The sequence below is a fragment of the Fictibacillus arsenicus genome (genome assembly GCF_001642935.1).
GTDB lineage: Bacteria > Bacillota > Bacilli > Bacillales > Fictibacillaceae > Fictibacillus > Fictibacillus arsenicus_B.
Genome location: NZ_CP016761.1, coordinates 686037 through 710486 on the forward strand (window position 1 = coordinate 686037; position 24450 = coordinate 710486).

The window sequence follows — 24450 nt, forward strand, 5'->3', positions numbered from 1 at the left end:
TCGATTTTGGTCATTTTCAGAAGAAAGAAGGCTGAACGAGGTCTTTTTTTTATAGCAAATTGACCGAATGACTAAAATGGTCAACCGGTATTTAATAAGGAGTGAAATCATTTGTTAAAGAGTATAGGTGCTCAGTTTAAAGCGGTATTTTCGAACAAGAAGATAGCGATACCAGTCTTTGCGGTTCTTTTTATACCCGTGCTGTATACCGGAATGTTCTTATGGGCGTTTTGGGATCCATATGACCAGATGGAGGATCTGCCGGTTGCAGTCGTTAACCTTGATGAAGGTTATGAATATAACGGAGACAACCTTGATGTAGGGGATGAGTTTGTAAGAAAGCTGAAAGAAAAGCCGCAGTTTGAGTGGAAGTTCGTCGGCGAGAATGAAGCTAGGCAAGGGCTTGAAAATAATGATTATTACATGATGATCGAGATCCCTGAGAATTTTTCCGAGAAAGCGACATCGTTATCAGGAAATGAAAAAGATAAGCCGGAACTCATCTACACACCAAATGCCGGTTTCAACTTTCTTGCTGCGCAAATCGGAGGTACAGCTGTTGATAAGATGAAGGAAAGTCTCTCAAATGAGCTGACAAAAACGTATGCTGAAGTGATGTTTGGTCAGGTTGAGCAGCTTGCTGGAGGTTTGGAACAAGCGGCTGATGGATCAAATCAAGTGACAGTCGGCTTAAAAAAGGCGTCTTCTGGAAGTGGTGAGCTTGCAGCGGGAATGACTGAAAAAACTCCTCAGATTAAAGAATTAGAAAGCGGGGCAGCTTTATTTAATTCTAAAATGACGGAGTTTGAGAGCGGCATGGATCAATTGCTTGCTGCACATAAAAAGTTAGCTGCTGGTACAGGAGAGCTCAACACAGGAGCACAATCATTAAAAAGCGGACTCAGTCAAGCGACAGCGGGTTCTGAGAAGATTAAGGAAGGAAGTTTTGCTTTAAAAGGCGGAGCTGAAAAGCTTTCAGCGGGTGCTGGCAGTTTAGCAAGTTCTGTGAACGAATGGAACGCAGGAGCTCAAAAGGCTGCTGCAGGTTCAAAACAGGTTGAACAACAGATCAACAACTTAATTCAAAATCAAAGCAGCATGTCTGATGAAGAAATAGCATCTGCATTAAAACAACTTGCCGCTATTAGCGGTGGTGTGAATAATGGGCTGGACGGCTTAACGGCTGCATCCGGCAAAATTGCAGGGGGAGCCAATGAACTATCAGCTGGTGCCAAAAAATTAAGCGATTCACAAACCGCTGTGGCACAAGGGGCAGAACAGCTGCATAATGGACAGTCGAAATTGGAGGATGGCGTTGACCAGCTTGCGAGAGGCCAGGCTAGAGTAAACGCAGGAACGGAAACATTTCAATCCAAACTAGGTGAAGCGGCGGCTGGCTCACAACAATTACTTGCAGCTAGCGGCAAGATTGTAGATGGAACGGCAACTGTATCTTCAGGCTGGCAAGAGGTAACAGGTCATGTAAACGAAATTCATGAGGGGGAACAAAAACTCCTTGAAGGCAGCGGGCAATTATCTTCTAAATTGAGTGAAGCAACAGACAAAACAGGCGAGCTTGATCCAGATAGTGAAATGTTTGAACGAATCGCCAACCCTGTTTCGGTAAAAACAAAAAGCTTCTCTGATGTACCGAACTACGGGACTGGTTTTGCTCCTTATTTCTTATCGTTAGGTTTATTTGTCGGTGCATTATTGATGTCGATTGTGTTCCCATTGCGTGATAAAGCAGGAGAACCGCGTTCAGGTTTTGGATGGTTTGCGAGCAAGTTTTCATTTTTAGCTGCAGTTGGTGTTGTTCAAGCATTGATTGCTGATGCAGTGCTGCTATTCGGTTTGAATATCGAAGTAAGCGATCTGTCTGCGTTTATCGGACTTAGCGTAATCACAAGTCTTACGTTTTTAGCACTTGTTCAATTGCTCGTAACCGTTTTAGGGGATCCTGGACGATTTGCTGCGATTATTATTTTGATTCTTCAGCTGACTACGAGTGCAGGTACATTCCCGCTGGAACTTATCCCAGACGGACTGCAAATCTTCAACACATGGCTTCCGATGACTTACTCTGTATCAGGCTTTAAAGCAGTAATCTCAAGCGGAGACATGAACAGTTTTATTTTCAACGTATGGGTATTAGCAGGATTTATGGTTCTATGCATGGTGGGAACATGGGCTTATTTTTCAGCTCATATTAGAAAAAAGAATAGACAAACAGATGAGCTTGCAGCTTAGGTTTGTAAGAAAAACACTTGGAGACGTAAATCCAAGTGTTTTTTTGTACGAATACATGTGTAGGTAGGTTGTTAGGAATGGGAAGGACATTAGGATTTAAACGGTTATTTAAATGGAGTGATTTCTGTCCACAATTAGGCCTTCTGCAAAGAAAAACTGAATGATCGTCTCTAGTTTTAAAAGTTTCATTGAAATTATGTAAGAGAATAAGGGTTGTATCTTTGGAAAAAAGGTTTGGTTGAAGAAGTAAAACCTTGTTTTGAGCGCAGGTGGGAAAAGTTGAGCGGTCAGGAACTTTTTTGAGCGGAACTAGTACTGATTTGAGCGTAACTCAGACATTTTGAGCGAAAAACGAGAATTTTGAGCGAACGTGTAATAAATAAAAGAACACGTACCGTAAAACCTAGGAAATGGGTTTTATTGGAAGTCTGATTGAAGTGCAAGGTCGAGAATCACGCGGACACACCGCACCACTCGCAGAAAGTGAGCAGCCTGGAAAGGAAATCAACCACTTCCAATTTGCAGCGAATTTTTACGAACAGCCTTAAAAAAGTGGTTTTTAAGCAAGCAAGCAAGGGAAAGATAATAATTGGACATTCTAATGGATGCAGCTTATTTTACGTAAAGGAGAGAACCGCACTTGATTACTTTCAAAAACGTAGGGAAAACGTTCCCTGACGGTTTTGAGGCTTTGAAGAACATTGACTTTCAGGTAAAACAAGGGGAGTTAGTCGCGTTAATCGGGCCTAGTGGTTGTGGTAAAACAACAACCATGCGAATGATAAACCGTTTGATAGAACCATCAAAGGGAACAATTTTAATTGATGATGAGGACATTGCAAACCAAAACCCCGTTGAGCTGAGAAGGAATATCGGATACGTGATTCAGCAGATCGGACTTCTGCCTCACATGACGATTGAAGACAATATTTCTCTCGTTCCGCGCTTAAAAGGCTGGGAGAAAGAAAAATATGATGGCAGAGTAGATGAATTGCTTGATTTAGTAGGTTTAGATCCTAAAACCTTCAGAAAACGCTATCCTTCTGAGCTAAGCGGCGGTCAGCAGCAGCGTATAGGAGTTATTCGTGCCCTGGCAGCCGAGCCTCCTATCATCTTGATGGATGAACCGTTCTCAGCACTTGATCCTATCAGCAGAGAACAGCTTCAAGATGAACTTGTTAAATTGCAGGATACGATTAAGAAAACGATCGTATTTGTAACGCATGATATGGATGAAGCGATTAAGATTGCAGACCGGATCGCAATTTTAAATAAAGGGGAAATCATTCAGTTCGATACGCCTGAACGAATTCTTCGTCATCCTGCTAATGATTTTGTTAAAGGGTTTATTGGAGAGAACAGGCTCTCTTCAGAGGCTGCCATGCCTGAAGCGATTGATCTGATGAGAAAGCACCCTATTACATCGAAACATTCGAGAGGGCTTGCTGAAGCTTTGAAAATGATGAAACGTTATGGGGTAGACAGCCTTCTTATTACCGACCAGCAAAATAAGCTGCTTGGCATTATTACACTTGAAAGCATCGAAAGACATTATGCGGAAGAAGATAAGACAGTTGGAGATCTAATGGAGAAAGAAATTACCACGCTCACACCAGATGCATCGTATACAGAAGTGGCAGAAATTTTTGCGACCAATCATGTAAACATGATTCCTGTATTAGAAGATGGGAAACTTTTAGGAATCATCACGCGTGCGACAATGATGAGGGGACTTGCTGGATTAAACATCACCGCACAAAAACCTCTTGAAGGGGGTAAGGGTGATGAATAATTTACTTGAAACTCTAGTTAACCGGTGGCCTGAAATTTTAATAGGATTGCAGCAGCATTTATTCTTATCTCTTGTTTCAATTCTAATTGCTACTGTCATTGCAATTCCGCTTGGGATTTTTATTTCTAGACAAAAAAGAGTTGCAGAACCAATTATTGGGATAACAGCTATTTTTCAAACGATACCGAGTTTGGCTTTGTTTGGATTCTTGCTCCCTGTCTTTGGGATCGGAAGCACTACGGCTATCATCGCACTGACGGTTTATGCCCTATTGCCGATTTTACGCAATACTTACACAGGTATTACGGGAGTAGACAAATCAGTCGTTGAAGCAGGTAAAGGAATGGGAATGACCAATTCTCAAATTTTAAGAATGATCGAACTGCCATTAGCACTGCCTATCATTATGGCAGGTCTGAGAACCGCAACAGTTTTAACCATTGGTGTGGCTACGTTAGCAGCATTCATTGGTGCAGGCGGACTTGGAGATCTGATCTACCGCGGTCTATCGACAACACGTAACGAACTTGTTTTAGCAGGAGCCATTCCAGCGGCATTATTAGCAATCCTTTTTGATTTTATATTGCGCAGAATTGAAATGGCTACAGAGCCTAAAACATCAGCAAAAAAGCGTGGTTCGTGGAAACTTCCGCTATTTATCGGTATTCCTATTGCAGCTCTCGTTCTATTCTTTGCATTGCGCGGAGGCGGAGACGAAGATGCCATTGTAATTACAGGTAAGAAATGGACAGAGCAATATATACTTCCATACATCATTTCAGAATATATAAAAGATAAAACGGATTATCCCGTAACCGTTAAAGAAGCGATTGGGGAGACGCCTATCTTAACAGAAGCAATTAAAAAGGGCGACATTGATATGTATGTTGAGTACACCGGAACAGGGTATTTAACCATCTTAAAAGAAAAGTATGATCCAGGCATGAGTCCTGAAGAAATCTACGACACTGTTAAAAAAGGCTATGCGAAAAAATATAACCTGAAGTGGACAAAGCCATTAGGATTTGAGAACACCTATGCATTAGCTTTAAATCCTGACAAAGCAAAACAAATAAATGTAAAGACGATCTCAGAATTAGCACCTATTTCAAATGAAGTATCTTTTGGCGGACCAACAGAGTTTTTTGAACGTGAAGACGGATACAAACCGTTTGTAAAAACGTATGGCTTAAACTTTAAAGTGAAAAGAAGCCTCGATCCGAACTTAATGTATACTGCAGTAAAAGAAGGAAAAGTAGACGCGGTTCCAGCGTTTACAACGGACGGAAGGATTGTCCGCTTTAATTTAGAGACATTAAAAGATGACAAGAAGTTCTTCCCGCCTTATTTCGCTGCACCGATCGTTAGAGAGGATACATTGAAAGAATATCCGAAGCTTGAAGGCGTGTTAAATGAACTTGAAGGAAAGATTACTGAGAAAGAAATAGCTGAAATGAACGCGAAGGTTGACTTGGATAAAGAAGATCCGCGGAAAGTAGCTAAAGATTTCTTAGAGAGTAAAGGTTTAATTAACTAAATAATGAAGATGAAAAACTGGATTCCTGTTGGGATCCAGTTTTTTGTTAAGGAAAATTCAGGACTGGTGTGAGGGGTGTTTTTAAATATGACCAGCGCCTAGTTTGTCAAAAAGTCTATAAATGGTGAATTACAGCTTATAATATTTTTTTACGGTTTAGAAAAATGTTTTACGGCTTATAAATGTTCAATTACAGTCTATAAACTTCATTTTATACCAACGCAGGTATTCAACAGCGAATCTCTAGAATTCAAAAAAAACCAGCTCCCATAATGCAGAAAGCTGGTTTCACCTCGATTTTTTATAACACCTTACTTAAAAACAGCTTCGTACGTTCATGCTGAGGGTCTCCAAACAATTCAGAAGGAACATTTTCCTCAACAATGTACCCGCCGTCCATGAAAATCACTCGGTCGCCAACTTCGCGAGCAAAGCCCATTTCGTGAGTCACAACGATCATCGTCATTCCTTCCCGTGCGAGATCCTTCATTACTTCTAAAACTTCACCGACCATTTCTGGATCAAGTGCGGAAGTTGGTTCATCAAAAAGCATGATTTTTGGGTCCATTGCCAGTGCGCGTGCAATCGCGACACGCTGTTTTTGCCCTCCGCTCAATTGGGAAGGATAGGCGTTCGCTTTATCCTGCAAACCTACCTTTGCGAGCAGTTTCAATGCTTTGTCCCTAGCTTCTTCTTTGTTTGCATTCCTTACTTTGAGTGGAGCAAGTGTAACGTTCTCTAGTACTGTTTTATGCGGAAAGAGGTTGAACTGCTGGAATACCATGCCAACATCTTCCCTTATCTTATTAATGTTTGTTTTGGGATCAGTAATATCTGCTCCATCTACTAAAACTTGACCGCCTGTAATTTCCTCCAGCTTATTGATGCAGCGGAGAAAGGTACTCTTTCCTGAGCCAGAGGGACCGATTACACATACTACTTCTTGTGGTTTTATTTCAGCGTTGATGTCCTTGAGTACTTCGAGATCGCCGAAGGACTTTTTTAAGTTTTTTACTTTAATCATTGTCCGGCTCCTTTCATGTAACTAATCGTTTATGTATTTTATCATAAGTTCGTTTGTTTCGATTAAACTCCTGCTTTAAATCAAATCTTTAAATACAAAACTTTCTGAAAAAAGGCATTGACCTGCAGTTAATAGTTGAACTATACTCTGAATATGAAAACGATTTCATGATTTCGATTCCAGAAAGTTCTAAAGAGGAGAATCTGATGGCAACCATTCAAGATGTGGCGAAATTGGCAGGGCTGTCCCGCACAACTGTTTCAAGGGTGATCAACCAGCATCCGTATGTAACAGAAGAAAAAAAGCGGCTTGTGTCAAATGCTATGCAAGAACTCAACTATGTTCCGAATTCATCAGCAAGAAGATTGCGAAGACAGCAAACAGAAACGATTGCCGTCTATGTTCCTCGCATCACGAATCCCTTTTTCAGTCATTTAGTTGAAGTGATGGAAAAAGAGGCTGCCAAAAAAGGCTATCAGCTGATTTTGTGTCAAACACGTTATAAAAAGGAACAAGAGCGCAACTTTTTGGAGCTTTTAAAAACAAAACAGGTAGATGGTTTGATTCTGACGTCAATCGAAAATGACTGGAGTAAGATTGAACCATATTTGGCTTACGGTCCTATTGTTGTATGCAACGAATACTCTGACTCGGCACAAGTTCCCCTTGTTTTTTTAGACCAGATCAAAGGCGGCTATATAGGAACGAAGCACTTGATCGAACAGGGATATACAAAGCTTGGGTATTGTACGGGTGACCATAAGAGTTCAAGAGTGGCGCATGACAGAAGAATCGGATTTTTGAAGGCACTGAATGAAGCTGGGCTTCAGATGAAGGATGAATGGTATTTCGGTGGTGCTTACAGTGTGCAAGACGGTAAAAGGACGTTCGAGGCCCTGAAGAAACTGTCAGATCCGCCACAAGCCCTTTTTACTGGAAGTGATGAGGTAGCTGCAGGAATTGTTAAGGCTGCATCAGATGCGGGGTGGAAGGTGCCTGAAGATCTAGCCGTTATTGGATTTGATAATCAGCCTCTGGCAGAACTCATGGAATTGACTACTATTGAGCAGCCGATTGAGACAATTGCACGGCAGGCGATGGAATTAATGATTGAATCAATTAAATCAAAGAGGACATCGGTTAGAAAAGAAGTCATTTTGCCTTTAAAACTGATTCAACGTTGTTCCACATAACAAAATGAAATCGTTTACAAAACAGGAGAGTAGGGGGATAAAACATGAAAAAGCTTAAGAAGATTTCAAAAGTGATTTCGACTTCGCTTGCGCTTTCACTTGTGCTTGCAGCTTGCTCAGACAAAGAGGAAGGCAGCAGCAATTCTGGCGGCGGGGATAAAGACGAAAAAGTAAAAATCGTTTATGCGCGTGGTAAGGATGATACACAAGGGACTACAGCAATGGTGGAAGCTTTTGAAAAAAAATACCCTAACATTGATGTAGAGTTTAAAGAAATGCCTGCAGATACTGGAAAACAGCATGATGCTTACGTAACTGCATTTAATGCAAATTCCGATGAGATCGATGTTATTGACCTGGATGTTATCTGGCCTGCTGAATTCGCACAAGCTGGATTCTTGATGCCGCTTGATCGTTTTATCGAAAAAGATGGTGTTGACGTAGGAGCCTATAACGAAGGTGCGATCAGCGCTGCCAAGTTTAAGGGCAAGCAGTGGGCACTTCCTAAGTTCATTGATGCAGGAATGCTTTTCTACCGTACAGATCTAGTTCCAGAAGGTGAAGTTCCAAAAACGTGGGACGAGCTTTTAGCGAAAGCGAAAGAAACAAAAGGTCAAGGCGGAACACAGTTCGGTTACTTGATGCAAGCGAAGCAGTATGAAGGACTTGTATGTAACGCTGTTGAATTCATCGCTTCTTACGGCGGAGAAATCATCGACGAAAATGGTGAAGTAAAAGTAGATTCTCCAGAAGCGATCAAAGGGATCTCTAAGCTAGTAGAGATCGTAAACTCTGATGTTGTACCGCAAAACATCACAACATTTGCTGAGCCAGAATCTCATACAGCATTCATCAACGGTCAAGCTGGTTTGATTCGTAACTGGCCATATCAATATGCGTTAGCAAACGATGAGTCGCAATCTAAAATCGCAGGTAAAGTAGCAGCTGCTCCACTTCCAGCTGGAGATGCAGGATCTGCGGCAACACTTGGCGGATGGATGGCTGGTATTAACAAGAACACGAAGCATCCTGAAGAAGCATGGAAGTTCTTAAGCTTTATGGCTGGTGAAGAAGGACAGAAGATCGACGCGATCAAAGGCGGACATGCACCAACGATTCTTTCTCTTTACGAAGATGAAGAAATTCTAAAAGCAAACCCTTACTACAAGGATGAAGGATTTGTAAAAGCTCTTGAAGCTGCGGTATCTCGTCCGGTAGCACCGAACTACCCTGAGATTTCTGACATCATCCAAGTTCAGGTATCTCAAGCTATCGCTAAAAAGATTACACCTGAAGAAGCTGCAAAGAATATGCAAAAAGAAATTTCAGAGAAACTTGAAAAATAATCAATAATTTTGGAAATAGGGGCTGGCCTTCTGTGGTGAAGGCTCCCCTTTCTCTATAGCTGGTATCGATTCCATAAGAGTGAAATGGATGGACGTTTCAACGCCCGTCCGTCGATTGCATTCGAAAAGCAAGGAGCTGACCCTTTTGAAACCTAACTTAATGCCTAATAACCCAAAACCTATTGAGGCAAAGACGAAATCAAAGAGCAAAAAGAAGCTGTCTGAACGTTCAATCGGCTATCTGCTTATTGCCCCTGCCATGATTCTTATTTTTGTCATTGCGATTTGGCCGGTTTTTCAATCTTTTTACTACAGCATGTTTGACTTAAGGCTGAACAACCCAGGGAAATCTGAAGCTCATACTTCATACAGTGTGAATCTCCATACTTACCTGGATAACTATCCTTTTTTAATGAATTCTCTTGATGAAGAAATAGGAGAGGCTTCTGGAAAAACAAAAGAAGAACTAGAGGCGATTCAGGCTAATCTTGAAAAAATAGATTCAGAATTAAAGAAAGACGGTGAGCTGAAGGATCAATATGATCAGGTTGATGAAAAGCTGATGGTCATGAAGCCTGTCAGTGAGGATCTTGCAGTTGCAGAGTTAGATAAAGAAGTAGCTCTTGATCTTGAAAAGACAGTAGACGAAACGACAGTTCAAGTACGGGAACTGAAGGATGAACTGAAAAATCCAGATGATGTGATCGGATTATCCTCATCGTTAAGCGACTCTGTCATCACACCGAACTTTATCGGGCTTAAACATTATAAAGAGAATCTATCTGACGGACGTATGTGGAAGGCGATCTCAAATACTACGGTCTTTACTGTAATCTCTGTTTTCGCTGAGCTTGTAATTGGCCTAGCAATTGCGATCCTGATTAACAAGGCGTTCTTCGGAAGAGGGCTTGTCCGTGCGACAATCCTCATACCATGGGCGATTCCGACAGCTGTTTCGGCGTTCATGTGGAAATACTTATACGATGGTCAAAACGGGATCGTAGCGAAAGCATTTGAAAGTGTTGGTCTTTTTGACCGAATGACAGATCTATTAACAAGCAGCAATGGTGCGATGTTCTCGGTAATTTTTGCGGATGTTTGGAAAACAACACCTTATATGGCATTGCTCTTGTTGGCTGGATTACAGACGATTCCGAGTTCTCTGTATGAAGCAGCAGCCATTGATGGAGCGAGTAAGTGGAAGCAATTTTTGAAAATCACATTGCCTTTATTAAAATCTAGCATTCTTGTAGCATTATTGTTCCGTACACTGGATGCGTTCCGTGTGTTTGATTTGATCTACGTTTTAACAGGCGGAGGCCCAGCAAACTCTACTGAAACAATCTCAATACTTGCTTATAAAGTTATGTTTGCACAAACCAATTTCGGTGAAGGTTCGGCGTTGTCCGTCATTGTGTTTATCTGTGTGGCGATCATCTCGATGATCTATATTAAGTTTTTAGGTCGAGATCTTTTAAATGATAAGTAAAAAACGGAAAACATAAGGAGTGAATAGGAAATGAACAAAAAAGCGGGTCCAATGTTTTACGTATTTCTAACATTGTTTGTCTTCCTTGTCATGTTTCCGTTTTTATGGGTACTGGCAAGTTCAATTAAACCGGTTGCCGAGCTGTTTGGCGATCGTGCGTTCATACCGTTTACGGATAATATGACTCTTGAAAATTACGAATCTGTATTTGTGAACTATCCCTTTTTAAAATATCTGTGGAACAGCTTGGTGGTTTCAACGATTACAACGGTCTATGCCGTACTTGTTGCGAGCTTTGCGGCTTATGCGATCGCACGCTTAAAGTTTAAAGGAAAAACATTTATCTTAGGTTTGGTGCTTTCGGTATCGATGTTTCCGCAGATCGCAACGATCTCGCCTATCTATATTGTATTGAAGAACCTTGGATTGACGAACAGTTATCTTGGTTTGATCATTCCTTATACGACTTTTACCTTGCCGCTTTCAATCTGGCTGCTTGTAACTTTCTTCCGTAAGATACCGTTTGATTTAGAAGAAGCGGCGAAGATCGACGGAGCGTCCTTGATGCAAACCTATTGGAGAGTTATCCTGCCGCTTGCAATCCCAGGGATTTTCACAACAGCGATCCTTGTGTTCATCTCGGCATGGAACGAGTTCCTGTTTGCGTTAACGATCAACACAGATGATGCTTATAAAACCGTTCCTGTAGGTATCGCGATGTTTGAAGGACAATTCACGATTCCGTGGGGTGAAGTTACGGCTGCAACAGTTATCGTAACAGTGCCTCTTGTAATAATGGTTCTAGCGTTCCAGCGTAAGATTGTATCTGGTCTGACATCTGGTGCGGTAAAAGAATAGAAGTCTTATTTTTGGAATCCCTGCAGCTTAAATTAGCTGCAGGGATTTTTGTTTCACTTTTAAAAATCATAACTTGGTAAGCGGATGATGATCGACGCAGCGGAACAAGTTTATGAACAAAGTATAAGGGCAACTAAGGCTGACCGAAAGGCTTGGCGTCAATCAAGTTTTCTTTATGTATTTTTTGAAAACACGTACATAGAAATAGGAGAGATAATATGTAAGGAAGGAGGAAGTATTGTGCACGATCATGAGATTGAACAAATGAAATGGATGGGCAGAAACGTACATGTTCACCAATATTCTACGCAGACTTCAGTTAATGATGGGCATTCGCATACTGTCCAAGGGACGACAAGTCCAGTCAAAAACACAATGGGGCATGTTCATAACTATGAAGGAACAACCACCTTTGATGACGGGCATGTTCATCGTTTCTCTGGAACCACCGGACCTCCCATCTATTCTGCGGATGGAACACATTATCATATGCTAACAGGAACAACTACTTTTAATGATGGGCATACACATCAATATACAGGTTGGACTGGGAAAAATGTTTCTGGTTGATAATTAAATTTTTTTAAAAGGCTGTTTTTGTAAACTTAGTAGCTTTTGTAAGAGGTTAATTTCCGCTACAGAACTCGCTTTCCGCAGGGTGTGCGGTGAGCCCACTCGTCGCCCAGCGACATTGAGTGGTCTCGCCTGTCCCACTCATCCTGCAGGACAAGGAAGGCTGCGACAGCGTTATATCGCACGAAGAAAATGTGATTTTCATTTTCGAGGAGTCTCGTCCTTTCGCTCCAATTAACTATTCAATGAAGAATTTAAAAAACTCTCAGTTGCAACAATTTTTTAGAAAAGAGCGTAATAAACACCGATTCTTTACGGTGTTTTTTATTTTGTAAAATGGAAGACTAAACTTGATTCTGATACTCTGAAGATATCCAAATAAAATCGGAGGAATTTTACATGAAACTTACTGTTTTAGGCTACTGGGGCGGATATCCTGGTGCAGGGGAAGCAACATCAGGCTATCTTTTACAAAGTGAAGGTTTTAACCTTCTTGTGGATTGCGGAAGCGGCGTGCTTTCCCAGTTGCAAAAGTACATAAAACCAGAAGAGTTGGATGCAGTGGTTATTTCTCATTATCATGCTGACCATGTGGCGGATATTGGAGTACTTCAATATAGCAGGCTCATTCAGTCTTTTTTGCAAGAAGGGATTAAGACGCTTCCGATCTATGGCCATAACGAAGATGAAGCTGGATTGCTTTCTTTGACTCATCTTCAGCATACAAAAGGAATCGCTTATGATCCTTCTGGTGAATTAAAAGTGGGTCCGTTTACGATTACATTTCAGCTGACGAAGCATGCAGCCGTTTGTTATGCGATGCGTATAACAGATGGGAAAGATACGATAGTCTATACAGCGGATACTGCACTTATTCCTGAACTGGTACCTTTCAGCCATAATGCTGATCTTCTTATTGCTGAATGCAACTTTTATAAGGGAATGGATGGAAGCGGTCCTGGTCATATGACTTCTGAAGATTGCGGTAAGCTTGCTCATCAATCAGAAGCCCGACAGCTGCTGCTCACACATCTTCCTCATTTTGGTCAGTTATCACAGCTTGTCACAGAGGCAAAAGAGGTGTATAACAATAAAGTGGAGCTTGCCTCATCCGGCTGGACGTGGGGAGCTTAAAGATAGGGACTGAAAGAGGAGAAAACTATGCTTTTTATTGATAATGAAAATATTACAGACCCAAGAGTGAATTTGGCGATAGAAGAATTCGCTTTGAAGCATTTGGACATCAATGAAACGTATTTGCTTTTTTATATAAATGAACCATCCATCATCATCGGCAAGAACCAGAATACGGTTGAAGAGATAAACGCAGAGTACGTGCGTGATCAGGGGATTCATGTAGTACGCCGTTTATCTGGAGGCGGAGCTGTGTATCACGACCTTGGTAACTTGAACTTCAGCTTCATCACAAAGGATGATGGAAACTCTTTTCATGATTTTAAAAAGTTCACTGATCCAGTAGTAAAAGCCTTGAAAAAGCTTGGTGTGAACGCTGAATTAAGCGGACGGAACGATATCTTGGCTGAAGGCAAGAAGATATCGGGCAATGCGCAGTTCTCAACAAAAGGGCGTATGTTCAGCCATGGAACTTTATTGTTTGATTCTGAGATTGAAAATGTAGTATCAGCTTTAAACGTCCGCATGGACAAGATTGAATCTAAAGGGATCAAGTCCATCCGAAGCCGTGTTACGAATATTCGTGAGCACTTGAATGAAGACATGACAATGAAAGAATTTAAAGAAATACTTCTTACTTACTTGTTTGAAGAGTTCGATTCGATTCCAAAATACGAGTTAACAGAAAGTGACTGGGCTGAGATCCGCAAAATCTCCAGAGAGCGTTATGCGAACTGGGATTGGAACTACGGTAAGTCGCCAAAGTTTAACGTTGAATTATCTAATCGTTTTGCAGCAGGCTCAATTGATATCCGCCTTCACATCGTAAAAGGAATTATCCAAGAAAGTAAGATTTTTGGAGACTTCTTCGGTGTAGGAGATGTATCAGATATCGAGAATAAGCTGAACGGTGTGCGTTACGATCGCGAAGAAATTGAAAAAGTTCTGGAAGATATCGATTTGAAACACTATTTTGGTAATGTTTCCCGTCAGGAATTTCTGGATCTTCTGTATTAATAGATAAATTGATGGAAAACCGCCTTCTTGTGAGGGCGGTTTTTTGTAATTTGGAGCCGATGAAGCATGTCGGTAGTGGAAATTAGGCACTAAATTTGTTTTATCAGCAAAAATTTCATTTTATCAGCGAATATCAAATTTTATCAGCAAAAAAATAAATATATCAGCGAATTTGGAAATATATCAATAATTAGCCTTATTGGCTTGCATGTCCAGCACCCAAATCTATTTGACAGAAAATTAATATAAATGATAAGCTTAAATCAAATTACATTACACTAATATTCAATAACGCTATAAAAACGTCATATTTTTTTATTTCTAAATGTAATCGCTTACATAATCGTAAAAGGAGATGAACAATGAATGATTCTTCATCCTAATGTGGAGTGCATGAATGGAGATGAGAAACAAGAGTTTCAGCTTCACCGTTTAAAGCAGACAGTACAAACAGTTTACGAAAATGTGCCCTTTTACAAAAATGCATTTGACGAAAAAGAAATTCATCCATCATCAATAAACTCACTGGAAGATTTGCAAAAGCTCCCGTTCACTGTAAAAAAGAATCTCCGTGATCACTATCCATTCGGACTTTTTGCGGTTCCGCAAGACCATCTAGTCCGGCTTCACGCATCCTCTGGTACAAGCGGGAAACCTACCGTTGTCGGTTATACAGAAGGTGACATTGAAAGATGGAGTGACATGGTAGCGCGGTCTATAGCAATAGCGGGCGGTGAGCCGGGCAATGTCCTGCACAACGCTTATGGATATGGACTTTTTACTGGCGGACTAGGTCTTCATAACGGATCAGAACGGCTGGGGATGGTTACGGTTCCTGTATCTGGAGGTAACACAGAGCGTCAGATTTTACTTATTGAAGATTTCAAACCGCAAGTGATTTGCGGAACACCATCCTACATTTTAACCATTGCGGAAAAGATGGAAGAGCTCGGAAAAGATCCAAGAGAAACTTCACTTCAATACGGTATATTTGGTGCGGAGCCTTGGTCGGAAGAGATGCGGGCAACGCTCGAAGAAAAGCTCGGAATCAAGGCTATGGATATTTACGGGCTCAGCGAAGTGATGGGGCCTGGAGTAGCGATGGAGTGTCACGAAGCACAGAACGGATTGCATATTATGGATGACCACTTTATAGCTGAAATTATTAATCCGGATACGCTCGAACCAATGCCGGACGGAGAATATGGGGAACTTGTTTTTACGAGCTTAACGAAAGAAGCTTTTCCGATCATCCGCTATCGTACAGGTGATATCGCTTCGCTTGACCGTACACCTTGCAGCTGTGGCAGGACTTCGGTCCGGATGAGCAGGGTGAAGGGGCGGATCGACGATATGATCATTGTCAGAGGGGTTAATGTTTTCCCTTCAGAGATCGAGAATTGCCTGCTTGCCAATGAGGATATCGTCCCTCATTACCAGGTGCATATACAGACAGAAGGATTCAGGGAGCACATCGAACTTCATGTGGAGATGAGTGAAAAACTTTATGCAATAACGAACGGTGATGAAGCACATTCCGCAACAGAGCTGCTTAAACAAACCATCTCTAAAAAAATTAAAGATACTTGCCTTGTAACAATGAAGATAAAAGTGTTTCCGCCAAAAACTATTCCGCGTTCAGAAGGAAAGGCGATCAGAGTTGTGAGGCACTCTCAGAAAAAAATGGGTGTTTAACCATTGTTTAAAAGTATGACGTTATTTTATAATTACGGTAATAAAACGTAATACAACAGGAGGGAATAACATGACAGTTGGTGTGAGCTTTAATCAACTTAGTGAAGAAGAAAAGATGCAGCATTTCTTAGATCGTATCAATGCTGGCGAAAAGATTGAACCCGATGACTGGATGCCCGATGATTATCGTCTGCAGCTGATTCGTTTGATTTCAATGCATGGGATTTCGGAAATTATGGGAGCGCTTCCAGAGAAAGAATGGGTACCTAAAGCACCTTCCTTGCACCGCAAGCTTGCAATCATGGCTAAGGTACAGGACGAAATGGGTCATGGCCAATTGCTGCTTCGTGTAGCAGAAGACTTGATGGCTCCGCTAGGAAAGACACGCCATGATATCATGGAAGACCTTTTTTCAGGGAAACTGAAGTTCCATAACGTTTTCCATATGGATGCTCCTACTTGGGGAGACGCTGGAATCATTGCATGGCTTGTAGATGGAGCTGCAATCATCTCTCAAAGTATGATGCTTGATTCTTCTTATGGTCCGTACGCTCGAGCGCTAAAGCGTATTTGTGCAGAAGAAGTATTCCACGCACAGCATGGAGAGAGCATTATTTTAGCGATGGCAGAAGGTTCTCCTGAACAGCGCCAGATGCTGCAGGATGCTCTTAACCGCTGGTGGGAATCACTTATCATGTTCTTCGGACCGAAATCGGCTAAAGAAACGGGCAACTCTAATGCGGATAAGAACATTATGTACAAAATCCGTACAAAAACGAATGAAGATCTAAGGCAAGAATTCTTTATAAAATACATTCCGCGTATTTGGTCGCTCGGACTAACGATTCCGGATGATACGATCCGTTTTGATGAAGAAACACAAATGTGGATCTATAAGGATGCTGATTGGAGCAAGTTTAAGCAGATCGTTTCCGGAAACGGGCCACAATCTCAAAATCGCTTAGACCTTCGCCGCCGCTCATACAAAAATAACGAGTGGGTACGCGAGGCATTGGCTGCTAAAAAAGCGATCTAACAGCGGAAGGGAGAGACAACCAACGTGAACGAAACGAAAAATGAGTTTTACAACGTATATGAAGTATTTAGCAAAAAAACAGATAAATCACCGTTTCAGCACAGCTTCAGCCTTTTAGCTCCTAACGCTGATATGGCACTCATCATGGCAAAAGAGAACTTTTTCAGAAGAGAGACGGTTGCTGACATCTGGGTTGTAAAAAGAGAGAACATCCGCGGTCTGAATCAGGATGAGAGAGAGATGCTCAAAAGGCTTGATAAGGAGTATAGAGAAACAAAAGGATACGGTTATTTAAAGAAGAAATGGCGTGACTACAACCAGGAGCAGTTTACAGAACAGCACATCCTTGGCGGAAGGGGAGACAATTAATGACACAGGAAACATTGAAGCCACAAGAGAAAGCCGCATTGATCGAGCTTCTCTATCAGATGGGAGACGATGATTTTATTCTTTCGTTCCGTGGATCTGAATGGCTCGGACTTGCGCCGCATATTGAAGAGGATGTTGCGTTCTCATCCATCTCTCAGGACATGATGGGTCATGCAAACCTTTACTATCGTCTATTAGAGGATCTTGGAGAAGGGGAAGCAGATAGAATTGCTCATTTGCGTACACCTGATCAATTCCGCAATGCCATCATTTTAGAAGAAGTGAACGGACCTGGCACGTATTTAAAAGAACCTGATTATGACTGGGCATTTGCTGTAGTCCGCAATTACTTTTATGCGGTGCATAAACAGATTCGTTTAGATTCGCTTCGCCATTCTTCTTATGAGCCATTAGCTGAGGCAGCAAGAAAAATCATGACCGAACAATACTATCACCTCATGCACTGGGAAGTTTGGTTTAAGCAGCTGATGACGAGTACAGATGAAGCGATCGAGCGTATGAACGCAGCTATTGAAAAAGTCTGGAAGGATTTCGGCGGTGTTCTTACACTTGTTCCTTCATACGCAGAGATCGTGAAAGCGAACTTGATCGATGATGAAGCAGTCATGAAAAAACGCTGGACGAACAAGATGGAAGCAGTGTTTAAAGAAGTGGGAGCAGAATATCCTGGCGAGCCTCGAATGGAAAGAGGCAACGGGAGAAACGGTGTTCACACAGATGATTTAAAACAAGCATTATCTACACTTTCAGAAGTGTATGCTACAAATCCTGCAACTGGCTGGTAAGACGATCTAGAAAGGAGATGAACCACGTGTCCGAAATAAAAAACAGCATGACCGATACCGTTATGGACGCGCTTGGGGATGTTAAAGATCCTGAAATCGCCTCCGTCAGCATATTGGACCTGGGTATGATACACGAAGTAGAAGTGACAGATGGAAATGTGAAAGTTTCCGTACTGCCTACCTTTTCGGGGTGTCCTGCCTTGCATATCATCGAAAGAGATATTAAAAAAGCCTTAGAAACAGTAGAAGGAATTGAATCGGCAGAAGTGAATTTTGTATTTACACCCTCATGGACAACAGACCGAATCACACCAGAGGGACGTGAGAGATTAAAAGAATTCGGAATCTCTCCGCCGCCGGCGAACCATGTAATGGGTGAGCCATGGGAGATCGACTGTCCATATTGCGGGTCAACCTATGTGACGATGGAAAACATTTTTGGTCCGACAGCATGCCGAAGCATCCTGTATTGCAAGTCGTGCAAAAACCCGTTTGAAGCAATGAAACCAGTTGCTGATATGGGGTAGCCACAAAAAAATATGAGGTTAAAAATAGGGAGGAAACACACATGGTAAAATTAATCGCACTTTACAAAACACCGGAAAACATTGATCAATTCGACGAGCACTATTTTGGACATCATACAGAGATTACAAAAAAGATTCCTGGACTTCGCAAAATGGAAGTAACTAAGATTGTTGGTTCTCCAATGGGGAAAAGCGAGTACCATATTCTTTGTGAAATGTACTACGATGATCATGACGCACTAAAAGCAGCGATGAAGTCAGACGAAGGTAAAGCTTCTGGTAAAGACTTAATGAGCTTTGCAGCAGAACTTGTAACGCTCATGATCGGTGAGGAAATCAATGAGTAATTACGAAACAATCATAACCTCAGTTGAAGATGGGATTGCCTTAATTCAATTAAACAGGCCGCGTGTTCTAAACGCGATCAACCGGCCGATGGTTACGGAGCTTTTAGATGCTTTTGAAGGATTTGACCGTAATGATGAGGTGAAAGCAATTGTTTTAACAGGTAACCAGCGTGCATTTGCTGCTGGTGCAGACATTGATGAAATGAAAGAAGACGACAGCGTTTCTCTTGAACTATTAAACCAGTTCAAAGAATGGGATCGTCTCGCAACGATAAAGAAACCGATTATCGGTGCTGTTAACGGCTATTGTTTCGGCGGGGGGTTTGAGCTTGCTCTTTGTGCAGATATTCTTTTTGCGGCAGAGAACGCACAGTTCGGATTCCCTGAAATCAAACTTGGGGTAATGCCAGGTGCTGGAGGAACAGTAAAGCTCACTAAGCTTATGGGACAGAAGAAAGCACTGGAATGGCTGTGGCTCGGTGATCCGATGACAGCAGATGAAGCGCTCCAATATGGAGTGATCAACCGCGTTATCGCACCTGAACTTGTTTTAGAAGAAGCGAAAAAGTATGCAAGAATTGTAGCTTCAAGAGCTCCATTATCGACTCGTTTAATTAAAGAAACCGTCTATAAATCTATCGATTATTCAACATATGAAGGCATGCAGTTTGAAAGAAAAAACTTTTACCTATTATTCTCATCGCAGGACCAAAAAGAAGGCATGAAAGCATTTGTTGAAAAACGTCCTGCAGAGTTTAAAGGGAAGTAGGGGGATAACCATGTTTGAAACGATTAGCTACGAAACAAGAGGAAAGACAGCATGGATTACACTGAACCGTCCGGATAAACTAAATGCTTTTACATCACTCATGCATAAGGAAATGGTGTCGGCGGTTAAAGAGGCGAACAAAGACAGCAAGGTAAGAGCAGTAGTCATTACTGGAGCTGGGCGTGCATTCTGTTCCGGACAGGACTTAACTGGTTCGACAGATTCTACGGATTATGGTGAAGTTCTCCGCAAAGGGTATAACCCGATGGTGCAAGCACTTGTGGCGATGGAAAAGCCAGTGATCGCAGCGGTAAACGGTGTGGCAGCAGGTGCAGGGATGAGCTTGGCATTGGCGTGCGATTTCCGTATCGCGAGCGAGAAAGCGAGTTTTATTGAGGCGTTCATTCACGTGGGCTTAGTTCCAGACTCAGGGAACCTATACTTCTTGCCGCGTTTAGTCGGGCATGCGAAAGCGATGGAGCTTGCAGTACTCGGTGAAAAGATTACAGCACAGCAAGCTAAAGAGTTCGGTCTCGTTACAAAAACAGTGAGCGAAGAAGAGTTCATGCTTGAAGTTGAAACGTTCGCGGAAAAATTGGCAAACATGCCTACGAAAGCAATCGGGCTTATTAAACGTTATTTAAATAAAACCTGGGAAAGCGATCTGAACGAAGTGCTCGAATATGAAGCACAAGCACAGAAGATCGCAGGAGAGTCTGAAGATCATCAAGAAGGACTGCATGCATTTTTAGAAAAGAGAAAACCTGCATTCACAGGAAAATAGACATCTAAGAAAAGGGAGTGGAGAGTATGAGTACAGCAAAAATGGAAGTTAAAGCAGTGAAGCGTGATCAATACGATATGATTATTGGCGGTCAAAGTACGGCCGGTTCGGAAGGGGAGTATTTTGTTACGTACAACCCAGCGACTGGTGAACCGTTAGCGAAGGTAGCTAAAGCGACGAAGGCTGATGTTGACCGTGCAGTACAAGCCGCACGAACTGCATTCGAAACAGGTAAATGGAAGCGCTCTCCTGTAAATAAGCGTTCACGCACGATGAACAAAATCGCGAGCATCATGCGTTCTCGTTTCAATGAACTTGTTGAGCTTGAAATCCTTAACAGCGGGAAATCGTTAAGCGCTGCACAAGGACAAGTAATGCAGGCAATCGAAGACTTCGAATTCTATGCAGGTGCAATCGTAAGCCATCGCGGTGCAGTGAACCCGATGCCAGGGCCGTTTATGAACTATACGTTAAAAGAGCCTCTTGGTGTTTGTGCACAGATCATTCCTTGGAACTATCCGATGATGATGGCAGCGTGGAAGATTGCTCCGGCTATCGCAACAGGATGCTCTGTGATCTTAAAGCCTGCGAGCTTAACACCATTAACAGCGATTGTTATGACAGAGATCTGCCACGAAGCTGGAGTTCCTGAAGGTGTTGTAAACATCATTACAGGTGATGGAGCTACTGTTGGTTCGTACCTTGCTGAGCATGAAGGTGTTGATAAAGTCGCGTTCACAGGTGAAACAGGAACAGGAAAAGACATCATGGCGAAAGCATCACAGACGATTAAACGTGTGACGCTTGAGCTTGGCGGAAAATCCCCTAACCTTGTTTTTGAAGATACAGATATCGATGCTGCTGTAGATGGCTCATTGTTCGGTATTTTCTATAACACGGGTCAATCATGTGAAGCACGCTCTCGTCTTTACATTCAGGAAAGTGTTTATGAAGCATTTATGGAAAAGTTCGTTGAAAAAGCGAAGAAACTTGTTCTTGGAAATCCGCTAGATCAAGGAACGCATGTTGGTGCGATCATCTCTGAGCGCCAGCTTGAAGTAATCGACGGTTATGTGAAATCTGCTGAAGAAGAAGGAGCAACCATTGCTTTAGGAGGCGGCCGTGCTAAAGTGGATGGTTTTGAAAATGGCCACTGGTACTTGCCGACGATCATTACGGATGTAAACGAAGAAATGAAAGTGGTTAAGGAAGAAATCTTTGGTCCTGTTGTCGTTGTATCCACATTTAAGGATGAAAAAGAAGCGGTTCGTTTAGCAAATAATACAGACTTCGGTTTAGCTGCTGCGATCTGGACTAAGGATCATGCAAAAGCAACTCGTGTAGCGGGCATGATTCAAGCTGGAACGATCATGATCAATTCTCCGTTCTCAGCATTCCCAGGTACGCCGTTCGGGGGCTACAAGCAATCTGGATTCGGCCGCGAGCTTTGTATTGAAACGCTAGACCTTTATACAGAAACAAAGAGTGTAGTGTCATATACAGGATCTCGTCCATTGAATCCTTTTAATCTGTAAAACTTATAGTTTAAGCTTTGTTGCTCATGGGAGTAGTTGATTTCCGTTTCAGGATGCTCGCTTTCCGCGGGGCGTGCGGTGAGCCTCCTGCCGCTTTGCGCCGTTAGGAGTCTCCACCTGACCGCTCGTCCCGCAGGAGTCTCGCACCTTGCGCTCCAATCAACTTGCAACGAAGATCCAATAGCAACAACCTTATAGAAAAGTGTCATACAAAACAAAAGCGGGCATTCGTGCTCGCTTTTTACACACAAAAGTTAAACACTTGTTTAAAAAGAAAGGCAGGAGAGACCATGTTGCAAAATGCAGTAGTCATCGGATCTGGTGTAATGGGGAGAGGAATTGCTTACGTTTGTGCGGTTGGAGGATTTGATGTTCAGCTTGTTGATGTAAAGCAAGATCAGCTGGAAAACGCAAAAAAAGAAATCGATTCTATTTTTTCAAAAGCGGTATCTCGCGGAAAGCTGTCACAAGAAGATGCAAGCGCAGCTCAAGGAAGACTTTCTTATACTGTGCATCTAACAGCAGCTGCCAGCGGTGCAGACATAGTAATTGAAGCTGTTCCAGAAAATATAGAGATCAAGCGTGCTGTTTTTGAAGAATTAGACCATTCGGCACCAAGTCATTGCGTGCTTGCTACAAATACGTCGACGATGAGCCCTACAGAAATTGGGTCATTTACTAAGCGGCCAGAAAAAGTAATTGCGATGCATTTCTTTAACCCTGTGCATAGAATGCCGCTTGTAGAAATCGTGCGCGGCCATGAAACGGATGACGAAACGGTTGAGCTTGCAAAAGAAGCTGCTGTAAAAATGGGCAAGGAAACGGTTACGGTAAACGAGTTTCCTGGTTTCGTAACGAGCCGTATCTCTGCCATGATCGGTAACGAAGCGTTTTACATGCTTCAAGAAGGTGTGGGTACACCTGAAGATATCGATAAAGCTATTAAGCTAGGATTGAACTTCCCGATGGGACCTTTCGAACTTGGTGACCTGGTAGGACTCGACACACGATTGAATAACTTAAACTATCTTCATAAAACATTAGGTGAAAAATACCGCCCTGCTCCTCTTCTTGTCAAGTATGTCAAAGCAGGAAGACTTGGACGTAAATCAGGCAAAGGGGTTTATGATTACACCAATGAAGGCAGCGGGGTGAAGAAGTAATGAAAGAGGTTGTTATTGTTGACGCTGTCCGAACACCGATCGGCCGCTATAAAGGTGTTCTAAAGTCAGTAAGACCGGACGATCTTGGTGCAGTCGTTATTTCAGCTCTATTAGAAAGAAATTCAGCATTGCCTCCATCGGACATTGAAGAAGTTATTTTTGGGAATGCAAACGGAGCTGGTGAAGACAATCGAAACGTAGCCCGTATGTCTGCGCTTTTGGCAGGACTGCCTGTTGAGGTTGGCGGAACAACGATCAATCGCCTTTGCGGATCAGGAATGGATGCGGTAATCTATGCTGCGCGTGCCATCATGGCAGGTGAAGGCGATGTATTTATTGCTGGAGGAACAGAGAGCATGACGAGGGCACCTTTAGTTATGGGTAAACCGGAAGTCGAATATCCGCGCGGCGATATGAAGATGTTCGATACGACGATCGGCTGGCGTTTTGTTAATCCGCTTATGCATGAAAAATTCGGAACAGATTCTATGCCTGAAACGGCAGAGAATGTAGCGAAGAAATATGACATCTCAAGAGAAGCACAAGATCAGTTCGCATTCAGTTCTCAGCAAAAAGCTAAAAAAGCGATGGAACAAGACCGATTTAAAGATGAGATCGTACCCGTGAGATTAGTTGACCGAAAAGGAAATGAAACGTGGGTGACAGAAGATGAGCATCCTCGTCCAGAAACTTCACTGGAGAAGCTCGGGACACTTAAACCGTTGTTTAAAGACGGAACTGTGACGGCAGGAAACGCTTCAGGGGTAAATGATGGAGCATCCGCACTTTTATTAATGAGCCGTGAAAAAGCGGATGAGCTAGGTCTTAAACCGTTAGCAAGGTATGTATCTTCAGGTGTGGCTGGATTAGAACCTGCGATCATGGGTGTTGGACCGATCGAAGCATCACGTAAAGCATTAAAACGTGCAGGCTTATCTGTGACTGATTTGGACTTGATCGAATTGAATGAGGCATTTGCTTCACAATCATTGGCATGCATGTACGAACTTGGACTAGATTCAGAAAAAGTAAACGTAAACGGCGGTGCCATTGCATTCGGTCATCCGCTTGGAGCAAGCGGTGCAAGGATTTTGACGACGCTGATCCATGAAATGAAAAAGCAAGGTTCGCGCTACGGTCTTGCGACAATGTGTATTGGTGTAGGGCAGGGAATCGCTTCTGTTGTTGAAGCCATTAATGAGTAGG

The 24450-nt window shown here is 42.4% G+C and carries 22 protein-coding genes; 21 read left to right on the forward strand and 1 reads right to left on the reverse strand.

Annotation, left to right across the window (positions count from 1 at the left end; all coding sequences use genetic code 11):
• The first annotated feature begins 111 nt into the window (after positions 1–111).
• The 3 genes from ABE41_RS03760 to ABE41_RS03770 all read left to right on the forward strand — a co-directional run bounded on the left by ABE41_RS03760 (position 112) and on the right by ABE41_RS03770 (position 5579).
• Positions 112–2250, forward strand: coding sequence for a YhgE/Pip domain-containing protein (locus tag ABE41_RS03760; protein WP_066286641.1), 2139 nt, complete (start codon positions 112–114; stop codon positions 2248–2250).
• Between the two features lie 640 nt (positions 2251–2890).
• Positions 2891–4042: an ABC transporter ATP-binding protein gene (locus ABE41_RS03765; protein WP_066286643.1), complete on the forward strand. Its 1152-nt coding sequence runs from the start codon at positions 2891–2893 to the stop codon at positions 4040–4042.
• Complete coding sequence (locus tag ABE41_RS03770) at positions 4035–5579, forward strand: glycine betaine ABC transporter substrate-binding protein (protein ID WP_066286645.1); 1545 nt, start codon at positions 4035–4037, stop codon at positions 5577–5579. The genes ABE41_RS03765 and ABE41_RS03770 overlap by 8 nt, the downstream gene beginning before the upstream one ends.
• Positions 5580–5880: 301 nt before the next feature.
• Here the strand turns inward: ABE41_RS03770 and ABE41_RS03775 are convergent, their stop codons facing one another.
• Entirely contained in the window at positions 5881–6603 is a 723-nt protein-coding gene (locus ABE41_RS03775; RefSeq protein ID WP_066286646.1) for an amino acid ABC transporter ATP-binding protein, read from the reverse strand.
• Positions 6604–6809: 206 nt separating this feature from the next.
• Here ABE41_RS03775 and ABE41_RS03780 point away from each other — a divergent pair, with 206 nt between their 5' ends.
• From ABE41_RS03780 to ABE41_RS03865, 18 genes are all read left to right on the forward strand, one after another.
• Complete coding sequence (locus ABE41_RS03780; protein WP_066286648.1) at positions 6810–7796, forward strand: LacI family DNA-binding transcriptional regulator; 987 nt, start codon at positions 6810–6812, stop codon at positions 7794–7796.
• A 44-nt stretch (positions 7797–7840) separates the two neighbouring features.
• The gene (locus ABE41_RS03785; protein WP_066286650.1) at positions 7841–9142 is read left to right on the forward strand and encodes an ABC transporter substrate-binding protein; all 1302 of its coding nucleotides are present in this window, start codon (positions 7841–7843) and stop codon (positions 9140–9142) included.
• A 160-nt stretch (positions 9143–9302) separates the two neighbouring features.
• Entirely contained in the window at positions 9303–10631 is a 1329-nt protein-coding gene (locus tag ABE41_RS03790; protein ID WP_066294578.1) for a carbohydrate ABC transporter permease, read from the forward strand.
• A 30-nt stretch (positions 10632–10661) separates the two neighbouring features.
• Entirely contained in the window at positions 10662–11489 is an 828-nt protein-coding gene (locus ABE41_RS03795; protein ID WP_066286654.1) for a carbohydrate ABC transporter permease, read from the forward strand.
• Between the two features lie 240 nt (positions 11490–11729).
• Entirely contained in the window at positions 11730–12059 is a 330-nt protein-coding gene (locus tag ABE41_RS03800; protein WP_066294580.1) for a YmaF family protein, read from the forward strand.
• A gap of 402 nt (positions 12060–12461) precedes the next feature.
• Positions 12462–13196, forward strand: coding sequence for an MBL fold metallo-hydrolase (locus ABE41_RS03805; RefSeq protein WP_066286655.1), 735 nt, complete (start codon positions 12462–12464; stop codon positions 13194–13196).
• A gap of 27 nt (positions 13197–13223) precedes the next feature.
• Complete coding sequence (locus ABE41_RS03810) at positions 13224–14213, forward strand: lipoate--protein ligase (RefSeq protein ID WP_066286656.1); 990 nt, start codon at positions 13224–13226, stop codon at positions 14211–14213.
• Positions 14214–14579: 366 nt separating this feature from the next.
• A complete protein-coding gene (locus ABE41_RS03815) occupies positions 14580–15908 on the forward strand; it encodes a phenylacetate--CoA ligase family protein (RefSeq protein WP_066286657.1) in 1329 nt (442 codons plus the stop codon).
• Positions 15909–15978: 70 nt separating this feature from the next.
• Entirely contained in the window at positions 15979–16944 is a 966-nt protein-coding gene (gene paaA / locus ABE41_RS03820; RefSeq protein WP_066286659.1) for a 1,2-phenylacetyl-CoA epoxidase subunit PaaA, read from the forward strand.
• Between the two features lie 24 nt (positions 16945–16968).
• Positions 16969–17313, forward strand: coding sequence for a 1,2-phenylacetyl-CoA epoxidase subunit PaaB (gene paaB, locus ABE41_RS03825; RefSeq protein WP_066286662.1), 345 nt, complete (start codon positions 16969–16971; stop codon positions 17311–17313).
• The gene (gene paaC / locus ABE41_RS03830; RefSeq protein ID WP_066286665.1) at positions 17313–18119 is read left to right on the forward strand and encodes a 1,2-phenylacetyl-CoA epoxidase subunit PaaC; all 807 of its coding nucleotides are present in this window, start codon (positions 17313–17315) and stop codon (positions 18117–18119) included. Before paaB ends, paaC begins: the two co-directional genes overlap by 1 nt.
• Positions 18120–18136: 17 nt before the next feature.
• Complete coding sequence (paaD, locus tag ABE41_RS03835) at positions 18137–18646, forward strand: 1,2-phenylacetyl-CoA epoxidase subunit PaaD (protein ID WP_437435460.1); 510 nt, start codon at positions 18137–18139, stop codon at positions 18644–18646.
• A 41-nt stretch (positions 18647–18687) separates the two neighbouring features.
• The gene (locus ABE41_RS03840; protein ID WP_066286672.1) at positions 18688–18993 is read left to right on the forward strand and encodes an EthD family reductase; all 306 of its coding nucleotides are present in this window, start codon (positions 18688–18690) and stop codon (positions 18991–18993) included.
• Positions 18986–19762, forward strand: coding sequence for an enoyl-CoA hydratase/isomerase family protein (locus tag ABE41_RS03845; protein WP_066286674.1), 777 nt, complete (start codon positions 18986–18988; stop codon positions 19760–19762). Before ABE41_RS03840 ends, ABE41_RS03845 begins: the two co-directional genes overlap by 8 nt.
• Positions 19763–19772: 10 nt before the next feature.
• On the forward strand, positions 19773–20546 hold the full coding sequence (locus tag ABE41_RS03850; RefSeq protein WP_066286676.1) for an enoyl-CoA hydratase-related protein: 774 nt from the start codon (positions 19773–19775) through the stop codon (positions 20544–20546).
• A gap of 26 nt (positions 20547–20572) precedes the next feature.
• On the forward strand, positions 20573–22081 hold the full coding sequence (locus ABE41_RS03855) for an aldehyde dehydrogenase family protein (RefSeq protein WP_066286678.1): 1509 nt from the start codon (positions 20573–20575) through the stop codon (positions 22079–22081).
• Positions 22082–22371: 290 nt separating this feature from the next.
• Positions 22372–23244, forward strand: coding sequence for a 3-hydroxyacyl-CoA dehydrogenase (locus ABE41_RS03860; RefSeq protein ID WP_066286680.1), 873 nt, complete (start codon positions 22372–22374; stop codon positions 23242–23244).
• Positions 23244–24449 (forward strand): thiolase family protein, encoded by a 1206-nt coding sequence (locus ABE41_RS03865; protein ID WP_066286685.1) that lies wholly within the window; start codon positions 23244–23246, stop codon positions 24447–24449. The genes ABE41_RS03860 and ABE41_RS03865 overlap by 1 nt, the downstream gene beginning before the upstream one ends.
• The last annotated feature ends 1 nt before the right edge of the window (position 24450 follow it).